The sequence below is a fragment of the Streptomyces daghestanicus genome (genome assembly GCF_020521275.1).
Classification (GTDB): Bacteria; Actinomycetota; Actinomycetes; order Streptomycetales; family Streptomycetaceae; genus Streptomyces; species Streptomyces griseoviridis.
Map to the genome: position 1 here is coordinate 113,977 of NZ_BNDX01000018.1, position 14,286 is coordinate 128,262.

General features: G+C 74.4%; 14 protein-coding genes. 9 read left to right on the forward strand and 5 right to left on the reverse strand.

All coding sequences use genetic code 11. From position 1 onward, the window contains the following. Positions 1 to 50: 50 nt before the first annotated feature. Positions 51 to 1,046 (reverse strand): YihY/virulence factor BrkB family protein, encoded by a 996-nt coding sequence (locus tag Sdagh_RS33165; RefSeq protein WP_190078077.1) that lies wholly within the window; start codon positions 1,044 to 1,046, stop codon positions 51 to 53. A gap of 181 nt (positions 1,047 to 1,227) precedes the next feature. Between Sdagh_RS33165 and Sdagh_RS33170 the strand changes: the two genes are divergently transcribed. The 5 genes from Sdagh_RS33170 to Sdagh_RS33190 all read left to right on the forward strand — a co-directional run bounded on the left by Sdagh_RS33170 (position 1,228) and on the right by Sdagh_RS33190 (position 6,016). Beyond that, positions 1,228 to 3,147, forward strand: coding sequence for a histidine kinase (locus Sdagh_RS33170; RefSeq protein WP_226536100.1), 1,920 nt, complete (start codon positions 1,228 to 1,230; stop codon positions 3,145 to 3,147). After that, the gene (locus Sdagh_RS33175) at positions 3,144 to 3,782 is read left to right on the forward strand and encodes a response regulator (protein ID WP_189416309.1); all 639 of its coding nucleotides are present in this window, start codon (positions 3,144 to 3,146) and stop codon (positions 3,780 to 3,782) included. The genes Sdagh_RS33170 and Sdagh_RS33175 overlap by 4 nt, the downstream gene beginning before the upstream one ends. An 85-nt stretch (positions 3,783 to 3,867) precedes the next feature. Beyond that, the gene (locus Sdagh_RS33180) at positions 3,868 to 4,332 is read left to right on the forward strand and encodes a hypothetical protein (protein WP_189416147.1); all 465 of its coding nucleotides are present in this window, start codon (positions 3,868 to 3,870) and stop codon (positions 4,330 to 4,332) included. Positions 4,333 to 4,518: 186 nt separating this feature from the next. Next, positions 4,519 to 5,208: an HAD family hydrolase gene (locus Sdagh_RS33185; RefSeq protein WP_226536102.1), complete on the forward strand. Its 690-nt coding sequence runs from the start codon at positions 4,519 to 4,521 to the stop codon at positions 5,206 to 5,208. A gap of 124 nt (positions 5,209 to 5,332) precedes the next feature. Beyond that, entirely contained in the window at positions 5,333 to 6,016 is a 684-nt protein-coding gene (locus tag Sdagh_RS33190) for a ScbR family autoregulator-binding transcription factor (protein ID WP_190078078.1), read from the forward strand. Positions 6,017 to 6,040: 24 nt separating this feature from the next. On the opposite strand, the gene Sdagh_RS33195 is transcribed toward Sdagh_RS33190, so the two are convergent. From Sdagh_RS33195 to Sdagh_RS36580, 3 genes are all read right to left on the reverse strand, one after another. Further along, positions 6,041 to 7,039 (reverse strand): ScbA/BarX family gamma-butyrolactone biosynthesis protein, encoded by a 999-nt coding sequence (locus tag Sdagh_RS33195; protein WP_190078079.1) that lies wholly within the window; start codon positions 7,037 to 7,039, stop codon positions 6,041 to 6,043. 159 nt (positions 7,040 to 7,198) lie between these two features. Beyond that, the gene (locus Sdagh_RS33200; RefSeq protein ID WP_189416155.1) at positions 7,199 to 7,963 is read right to left on the reverse strand and encodes an SDR family oxidoreductase; all 765 of its coding nucleotides are present in this window, start codon (positions 7,961 to 7,963) and stop codon (positions 7,199 to 7,201) included. A 124-nt stretch (positions 7,964 to 8,087) separates the two neighbouring features. After that, on the reverse strand, positions 8,088 to 8,210 hold the full coding sequence (locus tag Sdagh_RS36580) for a hypothetical protein (RefSeq protein ID WP_264201206.1): 123 nt from the start codon (positions 8,208 to 8,210) through the stop codon (positions 8,088 to 8,090). A gap of 234 nt (positions 8,211 to 8,444) precedes the next feature. On the opposite strand from Sdagh_RS36580, the gene Sdagh_RS33205 reads away from it, so the two are divergent. The 4 genes from Sdagh_RS33205 (at position 8,445) to Sdagh_RS33220 (ending at position 12,723) form a co-directional block, all read left to right on the forward strand. Further along, complete coding sequence (locus Sdagh_RS33205) at positions 8,445 to 9,092, forward strand: ScbR family autoregulator-binding transcription factor (RefSeq protein ID WP_189416158.1); 648 nt, start codon at positions 8,445 to 8,447, stop codon at positions 9,090 to 9,092. Positions 9,093 to 9,481: 389 nt separating this feature from the next. After that, a complete protein-coding gene (locus tag Sdagh_RS33210) occupies positions 9,482 to 10,324 on the forward strand; it encodes an AfsR/SARP family transcriptional regulator (RefSeq protein WP_190078080.1) in 843 nt (280 codons plus the stop codon). A gap of 109 nt (positions 10,325 to 10,433) precedes the next feature. Then, positions 10,434 to 11,582 carry an N-methyl-L-tryptophan oxidase gene (gene solA / locus Sdagh_RS33215; RefSeq protein WP_190009322.1) on the forward strand — a complete coding sequence of 383 codons (1,149 nt, stop codon included), beginning with the start codon at positions 10,434 to 10,436 and terminating at the stop codon, positions 11,580 to 11,582. 247 nt (positions 11,583 to 11,829) lie between these two features. Further along, positions 11,830 to 12,723 carry a Vgb family protein gene (locus Sdagh_RS33220; protein ID WP_190078081.1) on the forward strand — a complete coding sequence of 298 codons (894 nt, stop codon included), beginning with the start codon at positions 11,830 to 11,832 and terminating at the stop codon, positions 12,721 to 12,723. Between the two features lie 33 nt (positions 12,724 to 12,756). Here the strand turns inward: Sdagh_RS33220 and Sdagh_RS33225 are convergent, their stop codons facing one another. Continuing rightward, complete coding sequence (locus Sdagh_RS33225; protein ID WP_190078082.1) at positions 12,757 to 14,151, reverse strand: MFS transporter; 1,395 nt, start codon at positions 14,149 to 14,151, stop codon at positions 12,757 to 12,759. Positions 14,152 to 14,286 lie beyond the last annotated feature (135 nt).

Below are 14,286 nucleotides of genomic sequence, written 5' to 3' on the forward strand. Positions count from 1 at the left end.
CGGCCGGCCCGAGGAGGGCACGGCCGAGGTCTCCGTCCGCGGCGTCGCCCTCACGAACTGACGCGGCGCGCGTCGCCCGCCGCGCCGCCCGGCACGGGGTCCGGCCGGACGGCGCGGGTGAGTCCGGCGCGGGCCGCCTCCAGCTGGGCGGCGAAGGCGATGCCGAGGAAGAGCGCGACCGCCGTGAGATTGGCCCACAGCAGCAGGGCGATGAACGCGGTCAGCGGCCCGTACACGGCACCGAAGGCCCCGCTCTTCTCCACGTACAGGGCCAGCAGCCAGGTCGCCGACACCCACAGCAGCAGGTGCACGGCCGAGCCGAACGCCAGCCATGTGTAGCCCGGCTGGACCCGCCGCGGCGACCACCGGAAGATCACCGCCGACGCCACCCAGGCCAGGGCGAGGCCCACCGGCAGGTCCAGCGCGTCCCACCACCTCGGCCCGCCGCCCCCGCTCCCGGAGAACTCCGCGACCGCGTCCCCCACGGCCTCCCCGGCCACCAGCACGACGAAGCCCAGCACCAGCGGCAGCCCCGCGGCGAACGCCAGCACCGACGCCCGCCCGTACTTGCGCAGCGGCGGACGGTCCCGTTCGATGCCGTAGATGCGGTTGGCACCGCGCTCGATCTGCCCCATGGCCGACGCGAGGTTCAGCACCGCCATGCCCAGGCCCAGCCACAGGGCGAGCGCGCCCCACACGTCCCCGTCCGCGGTGCGCCGCGTGCTGTCGAACACGTCGGCCACCACCCCCTCACTGGCACCGGGCACGATCCGGCTCAAGGTCAGCTCGATGACCCGGCCGGCCCCTTCCGTGTGCACGGAGGTCGCCAGCCCCACCAGCACCACCAGGCACGGCAGCAGCCCGAGCACCACCTGGAAGGCGAGGGCCCGCGCGTTGGTGAAACCGTCCGCGTACCGGAACCGGGCGAAGGCGTCGGCCAGCAGCCGCAGTCCGCCGTAGCGGCGCAGCGCGGTGTACGCCTCGTCACCGGAGAGCTCCTCCCCGATCATGTCCCTGGTCTCCGGCACGTGCACAGCGGTCCCCATCGTGGGCACCCCCTCCCTGTCGAACGGCTGCTGCCCTCTCCGCATGCCCCGCCGCCGCCGTTCCGTGCGGCGGACGTTCGCCGGCTGCCCGGCGGCGCGCCAAGCGGTCTGAAAAGCGCCTCGCCCCACGTCGTCCCTGGTTCGGATGATGACGGGTGCGTCGAAGGCGGGGGTGAGGACGGTGACGGTGCGGGCAGCGGGGGAGCACCGGGCGGCCGTGGGGACATGGGCGGCGGGAGCGGCCGGGGCGGCCGGTGCCGGCCTCGCGGGCTCCTGGGCGTACCTGCGGGCGGGGGCCGGGCCCGCGGACGTGGCACGGGACCTGGCGGTCGGCTGGTCGTTCGCCGTCGCGGGACTGGTGGCCTGGCGGCTGCGGCCCGCCAACCCCACCGGGCGGCTCATGCTCGCCGAGGGCATCACCTGGTTCGTCGGCAACCTCCAGGGTTCCGGGCAGCCCGTGGTGTTCGCGCTCGGCGCCTGGGGCGAGGCCCTCAACCTCGCCGTGCTGGCCCACCTGCTGCTGGTCTACCCCGAGGGAGTGCCCGGCGGCCCGGCCGAGCGAGGGGTGATCCGCACCGGGTACGGGCTGGTCGCCGTGGGCGGACTGGTCCGCACCCTCGCCTACGACCCGGCCGTGGAAGGGGCCGGCGCCAGCTATCTGGCCTGCGGCCGGTGCGGGCCCAACGCGCTGCTCCTCGTCCACGACCACCGGCTCTTCGCGGCGGTCGACCTGACGTACCGGTGGGCCGGGGTCGCGCTCACCGTCGCGGTGGTCCTGTCCCTGGTACGGCGGTGGCGGACGAGCGGGCCCGCCCGGCGCCGCGTGCTGCTGCCGGCCTGGGTGGCCGTCGCCCTGGCCGTGGCCTTCGTGGGCTGGGAGATCCTCCATGTGCTGGCCCCGGACACCCTCGCCGGCGCCGGCACCTACCTGACCGTACCCTCCGATCTCAGCCAGATCGCCGTGCCCGTCGCCTTCCTGACCGGTCTGCTGCGGATGCGGCTGCGGCGGGCCTCGGTGGGCGGGCTGGTGATCGCGGCCGGCAATGACCCCACGCCCCAGCGGCTCCAGGAGGAACTGCGCCGGGCGCTCGGTGACCCGACGCTCCGGCTGGGACTGCGCTCGGGGAGCGAGGGGCGGCACGGCCCCGTCTTCACCGACCCGGCCGGCGCCGTCCTGCGGATCGCGTCCGGCGCGGTCACCACCGGCACCGCCGCCCGGGCCGCCGGCGGAGCGGCGGACCCCCTCCCCACGACCGCCGCTGCGACCGCCCCCACGACCCCCGTCCCCGCGACGGCCGTCCCCCACGGGACGGGACGGCGGGGGCAGGCCGTGACCGTCGTGCGCGACGGGCGCGAGACCCCGGAGGCGGTACTCGTCCACGACAGCGCGCTGCACAGCGATCCGGAGCTGATGCGAGCGGTGAGCGCGGCGCTGCGGCTGTGCCTGCGCGACAGCCGCCTGCGCGGGGAGAACGACGCCCTCGCCACCCGTGCCCTGGAGAGCCGCCGGCGGCTGCTGCGCGCGGCCGACGAGGAACGGCGGCGGCTGGAACGCGACCTCCACGACGGCGCCCAGGCCAGACTCGTGTTCGCGCTGATGGGGCTGGCCCGGCTCCGCGCCCGGCTCGCCGGCGGCGACGCGGCCCTGCGCTCGGACGTGGCCGAGACGGAACGCACCCTGCGCGAGGCACTGGAGGAACTGCGCGACCTGGCCCACGGCATCCACCCGGCGGTCCTGGCCCGCTCCGGGCTGGGGCCCGCTGTCACCGCCCTGGCCGAGCGCTGTCCCGTACCGGTCGTGGTGGCGGCCGGACCCGAACGCTACCCCGCACTCGTGGAGAGCACGGCGTACTTCGTGGTGTGCGAGGCGGTGGGGAACGCGACGCGGCACGCCTCCCCCCGGGCCGTCGGGGTGACGGTCCGCCCGGACCGCGGCCGGCTGGTCGTCGAGGTGAGCGACGACGGCACCGGCGGCGCCGATCCCGGAGGCGGCGGCCTGCGCGGCCTCGCCGACCGGGTGGGCGCGCTCGGCGGCACCCTGGAGGTCTCCAGCGCGCCCGGGGCCGGAACCCGGATACGGGCGGAGCTGCCGTGCGGGTGATCGTCGCCGAGGACTCCGCGCTGCTGCGCCAGGGACTGGCCCGCCTGCTGGACGACTTCGGCGTCGAGGTGGCCGCCCAACTGCCGGACGCCGACAGCCTCCTGGAGCAGGTCGTGGCGCATCGCCCCGACGCCGTGCTGCTCGACATCCGGATGCCGCCGACCCACACCGACGAGGGGCTGCGCGCGGCGCACGCCGTCAGGGCCCGCTGCCCCGGGACCGGTGTGCTGCTGTTGTCGCAGTACGCCGAGACCGGTGACCCGGTGCGCGCGCTGGCCCGTGACCCGCGCGGCTTCGGCTACCTCCTGAAGGACCGGGTCGCGGACGCGGAGGAACTCCTGGACGCCTTGCGGCGGGTGGCCGCGGGCGGCTCGGCGGTGGACCCCCGGATCGTGGAGCGACTGATGAACCGGCCCCGGCCCGGGGACTCGCTCGACGCGCTCACCCCGCGCGAGCGGGAGGTGCTCGGGCTGATGGCCGAGGGCCGCTCCAACGAGGCCATCGCCCGCCGCCTGCGGGTCAGCGGCAAGACGCTGGAGACCCATGTGCGCAGCGTGTTCGGCAAGCTCTGCCTGGAACCCGCGCCCGACGACCACCGCCGCGTCCTGGCGGTGCTGGCCTGGCTGCGCGTCTGACCCGCCCGCCGGCAGGACGCCACGGCCTCTCAGGGCCAGCCCTGATGTGACGGCCGGAACGGCTCCGTACGTTGTGGGGCACCGGGTGACCGCGACGGGGGGCGGTCACCCGGGCCTCACCCACCGGCCCCCGCAGAGCCGCATCGAGGAAGAGGAGAACACCGTGCGCATCAGGTATCTCGCCGCCGCACTGGGCACCGCCGGGGCGATCGGCACCAGCCTGCTCGTCGGAGCACCGACCGCGTCCGCGGACGGCAGCGTGTGCAACCCGGGCTGCGAGGCCGCCGTCGACTTCCAGTCGTACGGAGAGGTCTTCGTGGTCCACGACTACGCCTCCAACGGCGTCGGCACCATCGGGCAGTTCGACATCAAGTCCGGTGGCGTGTGGTACCCGTACGACGACGTCGTCAACGCCAAGGGGTACGACGCCGCCCCGGTGACCGTCGACTACGAGATCGCCGAGGGCACCGCCGTCCGCTACCGCGCCTGCCAGCACAACAGCTCCAAGGGCGCGTTCGACTGCGGCGGATGGCACACCGACACCGCGTGACACCGCTCGCCGCCGGCGGCCGGGCGGCCCGCCTCCACGCGTCGCCCGGCCGCCGGCCCGCGTCCGGAGAAACCACTCAGGCGGTTCGTCCCGGTCCCCGGACACGCCATGGCCACCTGCCAGGATTGCTCCTACTATCAGTGCCGCCCGGCGGGAAGCCGGGCGGCTCGACGCTAGGCGGTCCTGGTGGGTCTTCGGCATCTGCGGCTGATCGCAGTGAACATCGACGGTGTGCTGCTCAACGACACCTTCAGCCCGGTCATTCACCGGTTCGTGGTGAAACGCGGCGGCACCTACACGGCCGAGCTGGAGCGAGCGGTGTTCTCGCAGCCCCGGATGCGGGCCGCGACCGTCCTGGCGGAGCCGGGGGAGCGGCCCGAGGACGTGATCGAGGCCTACTTCCGGGAGCGCGAGCAGTATCTCGCGGAAGAACCGGTACGGCTCCTCGACGGAGCCGGCGCCCTGCTGGCGCGGCTGCGCGCCACCGGGGCGTCCGTCGTCTGCTACGGAGGGCTCGCCCGCGCCCACTTCGACCGGCACCTGGCCGCCTACGGGGACTGCTTCGACGAACCCGGGTACGTGTGCACCGACTCCTTCAGGCCCGGCGTACGGGAGATCGCCGAGGACGTCTTCGGGCTCCGCTGCGACCAGGTCCTCTTCCTGGACGACGTGGCACGGGTGGCCGAGGCGGCACGGTCGCGGGGCGCGGCCTTCATCGGGCATCCCACGGCCTACCCGCACGGTTTCCAGCGCGCGTTGATGCGCGAGGCCGGCGTGCGGCACGTGGTCGGCTCGCTCGACGAGGTGGACGAGCGCCTGCTGCGCCTGGTCGACTCCGAGGCCGCCGAAGGCCGTTCCTGGCCGCCGGCGGGCTGAAGAGTGCCCGTTCCGTGACCGTATGGTCCGGCACCGAACTGGTAAGATACCTCACGGACGGTTTGTTCTTTCTCGGGGCGCCGCACTCGAGCGGATCGATGTGGTTCGGGGAAATGAGGGGCCGATGGCACAGCAGGAGCGGGCGATCAGGACCCGGCGCGCGGTACTGATGGCCGCCGCGGAGGTCTTCGCCAAGCAGGGGTACACCGCGGCGACGGTCGCGGACATCCTCAAGGCCGCCGGCGTGACGAAGGGCGCCCTGTACTTCCACTTCGACTCCAAGGAGGCGCTGGCCCAAGGCGTCCTGGAGGCCCAGGGGCTGCTGGAGCTGCCCGAACAGGACACCAAGCTCCAGGAAATGATCGACGTCGCCATGACGGTGGCCCACCGGCTGGTCTTCGACCCCGTGGTGCAGGCGGGTGCCCGGCTGTCCGCCGACCCCATCGGGCGCAGGCACTACGGCAGCGCCTGGCCGATGTGGGTCGACGTCCTCACGGAGATCGTCACCGTGGCCAGGCAGCGAGGGGAGACACTCCCGCACGTGGTGCCGCGGGAGATCGCCGAGCTGGTGGTCAGCGCCTTCAACGGGGTGCAGCTCTACGCCCAGCTCGAAACCGACTTCCAGGACATAGAGCGCCGGGTCTCCGTCCTGCTGAAACACCTGCTGCCGTCGATCGCCCTGCCCTCGGTGCTGCTGCACCTGGACATCGCGCCGGACCGGGGCAGCCGGGTGCTCGCGGGTCTCGGACCCGCGCCGGACGTGACCGGCGGCAGCCTCACGGACGACCCGGCACTCGTGGCCGGGTAGCACGGCGACCGGCGCGACCCGTGTTCACAGGGGCACCGGGGCCGCCGTGACGGTGGCCCGGAAGACCTGGCCGCCGTCCTGACGTCCGGTCACGAGCACCCGCTCCCTCCCCTCCGCCGCGCCGCCGGGCAGCGCGCATGCCTCGATCGCGCACTCGCGGTCCAGCTCCACGTAGCGGCTGAACTCGCCGGTGAGGCCCACGGGCAGGCACGGGCGGCGCAGAAAGGCCGTCGTCGCCTGACGGGCCGCCTCCAGGAGCACCATGCCCGGCACATGATCCACCGGGTGGTCGAAGAGGGCGGGATGCGTGGTGTCCGCCCGCAGCCGCCACCTGCCCGCCGCGGGCGACGGGGACAGGACGACGTCCGCGGCCGAGACGCGGCCCACCTCCCGCGGCGGCGCGGGACTGGGCAGCGGGAGCGGGACGGGAGCGCCGGCACCGGCCCTGGCCGCCGCGCGCAGGCGCCGGTAGACCGCCGGAGAGGTACAGGTGAAGGTGGCCCCGCCGCGCGCCGCCACCTCGCCGTCACGGCGTATCACCATGTCGTAGTGGGCCCCCGCGACCTGCGCGCCCCGTCGCCTGACGTCCTCGCACGCGACATCGATGTCCAGGGAGGCCGGCGCCCCGCCGACCCGCAGCGCCTCGGGCACGACGTCCGCCGAGAGGTCCCACATCAGGAACTGGTGCTCCAGTGGCACCCCCAGCTCCGCGTGGGCCAGCAGCAGGCCGGCCTGACGGACCGTCTCCGTGATCAGCAGGGGATCGTGACAGCCGCCCACGGACACGTGAAAGCCGTGCTGCCGGGGCAGTTGCGCGGTCACGGTGAACCGGGCGTCGTCCACGCGGTCCCAGCCGGTCAGCAGGACCTCGGCGACGCTGGCACGGTGCACCAACTCCCTCGGGACCGTGGTGGTCAGGGCCGGCCGGCGCGGTGCGCCGAGTCCGGCCGGCGCTGCGGAGCCGTCCTCGCTGTACGGGGCCCCCGACATCACTTTCCCGACACGGAACGCGCTCGCAGACATGTCTGATCTCCCTGAGTCGTCGTGGGTGGGACGCGCGGCGGCAGTTCTGACAAGCGAAGATACATACCACCCGGTTTAACTTCTACGGTGGTGGACCTTCCCCGCCGGAGGATCCGAGACGGCGCCGCGGTTCCCGGCCCCGGTCCTCACCTCCCGCCGTCACAGGCCGACGCCACCCGAGGCGTCCAGGCACTGACCGGTGATCCACCGCGCGTCGTCCGAGGCGAGGAAGGCCACGATGTCGGCGATGTCGGCGGCCTCGCCCATCCGCGAGAACACCGAGAGGGCGGCGTGTGCGGCCTCGCCCTCGGGGGTGGCCCAGCGCCGGGCGTTCATGTCCGTCTTGACGAAGCCCGGTGCGACCGCGTTCACGGTGATGCGACGCCGGCCGAGATCCTTGGCCAGCGCGCGGGTCATGGCCTCGGCGGCCGCCTTGGCCATGGAGTAGGCGATGGACTCGGGAAGCGCCACCCTGGTCGCGGCGGAACTGATGGTGACGATCCGTCCGCCGTCGCGCAGCCGTCCCAGTCCGTGCTGGACGAGGAAGAGCGGTGCCCTGGCGTGTACGGCGATCAGCTCGTCGAAGTCCTCCGACCGCACGTCGGCCACGGAACCCCGCCTGTTGAAGCCCGCGTTGTTGACCAGGATGTCGAGGCACGGCTCCTCGCCCCGCTCGGCCAGCGCCGCGTCGAAGCGCTCGTACAGCCGCCGCGCGTCGTCGGGCACGCCGAGCGGGGCGCGCACGAGAACGGCCCGCCCGCCGTTCCCGGTGATCGACGCGACGGTCTCGCGGGCCGCGGCCTCGTCGGCCCGGTAGTGGACGGCGACCAGCGCGCCGTCCGCCGCCAGGCGGCGGGCGATGCCCCGGCCGATGCCCCGTCCCGCGCCCGTGACCAGAGCCGTCCTGCCCGTGAGGGCACCCATGTCATCTCTCCCTCGCGCCGCCGCGCCGGGCCGCCTGGGGCCGACGTGTCGCGTTGATCGTACGCGTGCCGCACGAGGTGGCCCGGTGGGGCGGGGCACCCTCGGTACCGTCCTCTCCACCGGGTCACGAGCCGTTCTCAAGCGCCGGTACGGCGTGGGCCGCGCGGGCCGCGTACCGGCAGGCGGTGCCGACGACGACAGGGGCGGGGCCGTCGATGGAGAGGGACGATGTGTGCCTCGCTGCCACCCGTACCTTCAAACCGCATGAGCGGTTTGCTAATCTTCCCCTGCTTCTCACGCGTGAACTCGCGACGCCCGAACCGTGCGTGGGGTGTGTGCGGGCGGCGGCGTGCCCGGCCCCGCCGCGCCCCGCGGGCACGGCACCCCCGCAGTGATCCGCTCATCGATGGGGCGAGCCGGCCGGGCCCCCGGCTGCGGCCGTGGGTCCGGCCGGCCGGCTCCCGACACCAGGAGTCAGCCGATGGTCAAACAGGAACGCGCGGCACGTACCAGATGGCTGCTGATCCAGGCCGCCGCCGAGGCGTTCGTGCAGAAGGGCTTCACGCGCGCCTCGATCGCCGCCATCAGCCGGCAGGCCGGGGTGAGCAACGGCGCGCTGCACTTCCACTTCGAGACCAAGGACGCGCTCGCCGACGCCGTGGAGCAGAGTGCCGCCGCGGCCCTGCGCCGGATGCTGCCGGACGGGGAGTCGGGCGACGGCGCGCTGCAGCGGCTGGTCGACGCCTCGCACCGCTTGATGAACGGGCTCGACCGGGACGTGGTCGTACGCGCCGGGTTCGCGTTGTCCGGCTCCCCGGCGCGCAGGCGGGCCGGGCTCGGCCTGCGCGGGCAGTGGCAGGACTGGGTCGAGAGCGTCCTCCGGGACGCCGCGGCGGACGGGTCCCTGGCGGACGGGGTGTCACCCGCCGACGCGGCCACGGTCGTGGTCGCGGCGACGGTGGGTTTCGAGGTGCTGGGCACGGGAAGCCGTACCTGGATCGCGCGGGAACGACTCACCCGCTTCTGGGAGTTGGTGCTGCCCCGCCTGTCGCGGCCGGGCGTCCTGCGGGAGTTGGACATCCGCGGGGCCGACCCGCAGGGCGACCGGAGGGGAAAGCGCCTGCCGTAAACAGCCGATCCGGTCTTGTTCGTGCTCTGTTCGCATGGTGGAGTAAGCGCTTCCGTGCGGTTTTTGCCCGAGTGGGCCGACGAAATCACCGTCGAACGGGCGCGTGCAGTGGCGGATCGCACCTTTCCGCTTCAAGGAACGGGCAGGTCAAGGAAGTTCCGCCGGGAACGGGCCGGCGATCGGCGCCGTCGGAACCCCATGAAAAAACCAGTCACGCGGTTTTCCATTGACAGACCGTTCGTGCTGTCTTTTAATCGGCTGTGAGCCGACATCGCTCGGGTGACCGAACTCGTCCGGGACCAGGACCAGGACGGTCACATTTCCGTGCCGGGCGACGGGTGCCGGCGGGTGCGACGCGTTCCGACCGTGGCGTCAACAGGGGAGACAGCGTGGACATCGGTGTACTGGGCGTGCTGGCGGTGCGGGAGAACGGTCTTTCGATCACACCGACCGCCCCCAAACCTAGGCAGGTGCTCGCTCTGCTGGCACTGCACGCGGACCGGGTGGTGCCGGTGTCCGTCCTGACCGAGGAGCTGTGGGCCGGCACGCCGCCCCGCAGCGCGCGCACCACGCTCCAGACGTACGTCCTGCAGATCCGCGAACTGATCGCGAAGGCTCTGAAGCACGGCGGCAGGCCCGAGGCGGCACCGGGCGCCGAGCGGTGCAGCCCCAAGGACGTCCTGGTCACCTCGCCGGGCGGATACATGCTGAACACGGGCGGCGGCTCGCACGACGTCAGGGAGTTCGACCGGCTCGTCGGCACCGGGTACCGGGCCATGGACGCCGAGGACTACCCGCGCGCGGCGCAGCAGTTGCGGACGGCCCTGGACCTGTGGTCGGGCCCCGCGCTGACCGACGTACAGGCCGGGTCGCAGCTGGAGACGGAGATCCGCCGCCTGGAGGAGAGCCGGCTGTGCGCGCTCGACCAGCGCATCGAGGCCGACCTGCGCCTGGGCCGGCACCGCGAACTGCTCCCCGAGCTGACGGTGCTGGCCAGCCGCCACCCCACCCACGAGAACCTGCACGCCCAGTTCATGATCGCCCTGCACCGCTCCGGACGGCGGGGCGAGGCGCTGGAGACCTACCAGCGCCTGCGCGGCACTCTCGTACGGGAACTGGGCCTGGAGCCCTCCGCCCACCTGCGCAGGCTGCAGCACTCCATCCTCATGGCCGGGCCCGAGGAACCCGCCCGGCACGGCGACTCGGGCGTACGACTGGCCCACACCGGCTGACGGACCGCAGGCCCCGCAGCAGCGCGCACCACCCCTCGCACCACCCCTCGGACCACCCCTGTGCCGCCCCGCCGCCCGTGGCGGGGCGAACCATCGAGAAGGAGCGGGCGTGAGCAACTGGGACGCCGAAGTCGCCGTCGTCGGCCTGGGCGCCTGGGGCGCGTGCGCGCTGTGGCGCATGGCCGACCGGGGCCTGGACGTCCTGGGCGTCGAGCAGTTCGAGCCCGGGCACCCCCTCGGTTCCTCGCACGGCGGCTCCCGGATGTTCCGCGTCACCTGCCTGGAACACCCCGGCCTCGTCCCGCTCGCCCGGCGCTCCCTGGAGCTGTGGCACGAACTCGCCGACGCCGCCGGCCGCCCCCTCTTCGACAACCGGGGCGGTCTGCTCATCGGCCCCGAGGACGGCCGGATCGTCGGCGGGACCCTGCGCGCGGCCCGGCGGCACGGCATCACCGTGCACCGGCTCTCCCACGGTGAGCTGACCGAGCGGTACGGCCAGCACGCCGCCCTCGGCCCCCAGGACATCGCCGTGTGGGAACCGTCCGCCGGCATCCTGCGCCCCGAGGAGTCCGTACGCGCCGCGGTCCGCCTCGCCCGCTCCGCCGGCGCGCCCGTGCTCACCGGCACCCGGGTCCACGCGGTGGACCTGGTGCCCGGGGGCGTGGAACTGCGCACCGCCGCCCGCACCCTGCGCGTGCGCCAGGCCGTCGTCACCGTCGGCTCCTGGCTCGACGGCCTGGTTCCCGGCCTGCCGCTGACCACCCTGCGCATGCCCATCACCTGGTTCCGCTCCGGCACCGGGGACGACCGGTACACGCTCGACCGGTTCCCGGTGTTCATGCGCGACCTGCCAGGCGGTCAGGTCCTGTGGGGCAACGGCAGCGAAGGCCCCCACCCGGTCAAACTCGGCCTGGAGATCCACGGCCGCCCCGGCCGGCCGCTCGACCCGCGCACCGACGACCGCTCCGTCGTCGCCGAGGACTGGACCGACCTCGCGGCCGTGCTGGACACCCGCCTGCCCGGTCTCGAGCCGGCCCCCGCGAAGGTCTCGGTGTGCATGCTGACCGCCACCCCCGACGGGCAGTTCGTCCTGGGCCGCCCCGGCGGCGACCCCCGGCTGGTGCTGGCCGGCGGCTGCAACGCCCACGGCTTCAAGCACGCCACCGGCATCGGCGAGGCGCTGGGCGACCTCGTCACCGGCGGGACCCCCCGGATGCCCCTGGACTTCGCCTCACCCGACCGGGCGGCCCTGCGCTGACACCGTCGGGTGAATCCGCCGCGATCCTCACTCTCCGGAGTGAACACGGTGCGCGCGGCAGGTGGGAAGCGGACATGATCGCGGGATCAGTCCACGCCCCCGTACGGCAGCGCGGCGCGTTCCCGAGCGCCGCCCGACGGGGCCACCGCGCCACGAGGGGAACCCCGTCTTGCCCACCGAGCGATCCGGCGCCGGGGCGGATGCCCCGGCACGTCCCGGCGATCCGTCCCCCGCCTGCGTAACGACCGTGGTCCCGGTCCCGGGCGACGGCCCCTACGCCGTCGCCGTCGCCGCCGACGGGGCGCTGTGGGTGACGCTCGCCCGTTCCGGTGAGCTCGCCCGGATCAAGGACGGGGAACCGGCACGGCGCCACCCGGCCGGCGGCGTCTCGGCCCGGCCCACCGTCGTCGCACCGGGGCCCGGCGCGCGGACCATGTGGGTCACCCAGTTCCTGGGCGACGCGATCACGGGCATCGACACCGTCGACGGCCGCACCGTGCGGGTGCCGCTGGACCGCGGCGCGGGACCCTTCGGCATCGCCGCCGGACCGGACGGCGCGATGTGGTTCACCGAGCTGACCGCGGACCGGGTCGGACGGCTCCCGCACCCCGGACCCGCCCTGGACGGCCGTCCCCCGGCGGTCGAGACGTTCCCGCTGCCGGTGCGGGCCGCCGGAGCCGCCGGCATCACGGCGGGCGCCGACGGCGCCATGTGGTTCGCCCTCAGCCAGGCCGACGCCATCGGACGCGTCGGCACCGACGGCTCCGTCCGCCTCCACCGGCTGCCCACCCCCGGGGCCCGGCCGGTGGACATCACCGCGGCGCCCGACGGCACCCTGTGGTTCACCGAGAACGGCGTCGGCCGCATCGGCCGCATCGCCGGCGACGGACAGGTGGACGAGGTGGCGCTGCCCGGCGGCGCCGCCACCCGGCCGCACGGCGTCGCCGCCGCGGCCGACGGCGGCTGCTGGTTCACCGCGTGGGGAACCCGCCGGATCGGCCGCGTCACCCCGGCCGGGCGGGTACGGACGTACGAGCTGCCCCCCGGTGTCAGCGAGCCGCACGGGATCGTCACGGCCGGGACGGACACCGTCTGGACGGCGACGGAGAGCGGGGAACTGGTGCGGCTGACGCCGCGCTGAGCGGGGCGGGACCCGCGGCCCCGCCCCGGGCCGTCAGGACGACGGCGAGACGAGGGGCTCGCGCCGCGCCACGACGGCCGCCCAGCCGCAGGCCAGCAGCGCGGCGGCGGCGCACACCGCCAGGGCCGCGCCGAAGCCGTGCCCCGAGTCGCCCAGCGAGAGGCCCGTCAGGGCGAGGCCCACCGCGCCGCCGAGCTGCTGGCTGGAGTTGACCAGCGAGGCGATGACACCGGAGGTCCGCTCGTCGGCGTCCCGCGCCGCGGCCGACGCCGCGGCCGGCAGCCCGGCCCCCACCCCGATCGCGAACAGCAGGATGCCTGGCAGCAGCCCGGCGTAGCCGAACTCCCGGGAGGCGGCCCAGGACAGCAGCAGCGCGCCCGCCGCGGTGCCCGCGCACGCCACGGTCAGCACCCGGCCGGCCGTGAACCGCACCGTGGCGCGCTCACCGGCCTTGACCCCGGTCAGCGACCCCAGGGCGAACGGCACATAACCGAGCCCGGCCTCCAGCGGCGTGAACCCCAGCCCGTTCTGCAGGTACAGCGTCAGCACCAGGAACCCCTGGAACGTCGCCGCGGACAGCAGCACGGCCGCCACCAGCGCCCGCGCCCGCACGGGAGAGGCGAAGACCCCCTTGGTGACCAGCGGGTTGGCCGAACGGCGCTGGTCGACGGCGAACGCGGCGAGCAGCGCCAGCGACAGCACGGCACACGCCGCGGCCACGGCCGGCCGGCCGCCGTCGCCGCCGAACGACAGCAGCGCGTACACCAGGAGCGCGAGACCGCAGGTGAGCAGGGCGGCACCGCCCCAGTTGAGCGCCTGGTCGCCGTGCGGGCGGTGGACGCCGCGCAGCAGCCTGGGCAGGAGCACCAGGGCCAGCGCCGCGACCGGCAGGTTGATGAAGAAGACCCAGCGCCACGACCAGTACTCGGTGATGACACCCGAGAGGATCAGACCGGCCAGCGCACCGGTCACCGCCGTGGCGCCCCACACCGCGAACGCCTTGGCCCGCGCCGCCGGTTCGGTGAACACCAGCGTCAGCAGCCCCAGGACGGCCGGCGCCACCAGGGCCGCGCCCAGGCCCTGGAGCGCGCGGGCGCCGATCAGCTGCCAGGGCTCGGCGGCCAGGCCGCTCAGCAAGGAGGCCAGCGCGAACACCGCGGTGCCCGCGGCGAAGGTGCGCACCAGGCTGTAGCGGTCACCTAGCCGGCCGCCCAGGACGAGGAAACCGCCGAAGGCCAGCATGTAGGTGTTCACCACCCACACCAAGGACGGTCCGGAGAAGCCGAGTTCCCGCTGAATGGTGGGCAGGGCGATGTTGACGACGTTGTCGTCCAGGGTCAGCAGGAGCTGGGTGAGGCAGAGGATGGCCAGGACCACGCGCGGGTGCGAGGTGGTCGTCCGGGGCGCTTCCTGCGACGTGCTCGTCATGGGTTCAGCGGTCCTCTCGTGACGGACAGAAGTCGAAAGGGGGCGTTGCGGCGTACGCGCGGTCCGCAAGGGGGACGGGCGCGACGGGGCGACGGCTCACGGGAGGAGGCCGGGCTAAGTGCATCGGGGTGGAAG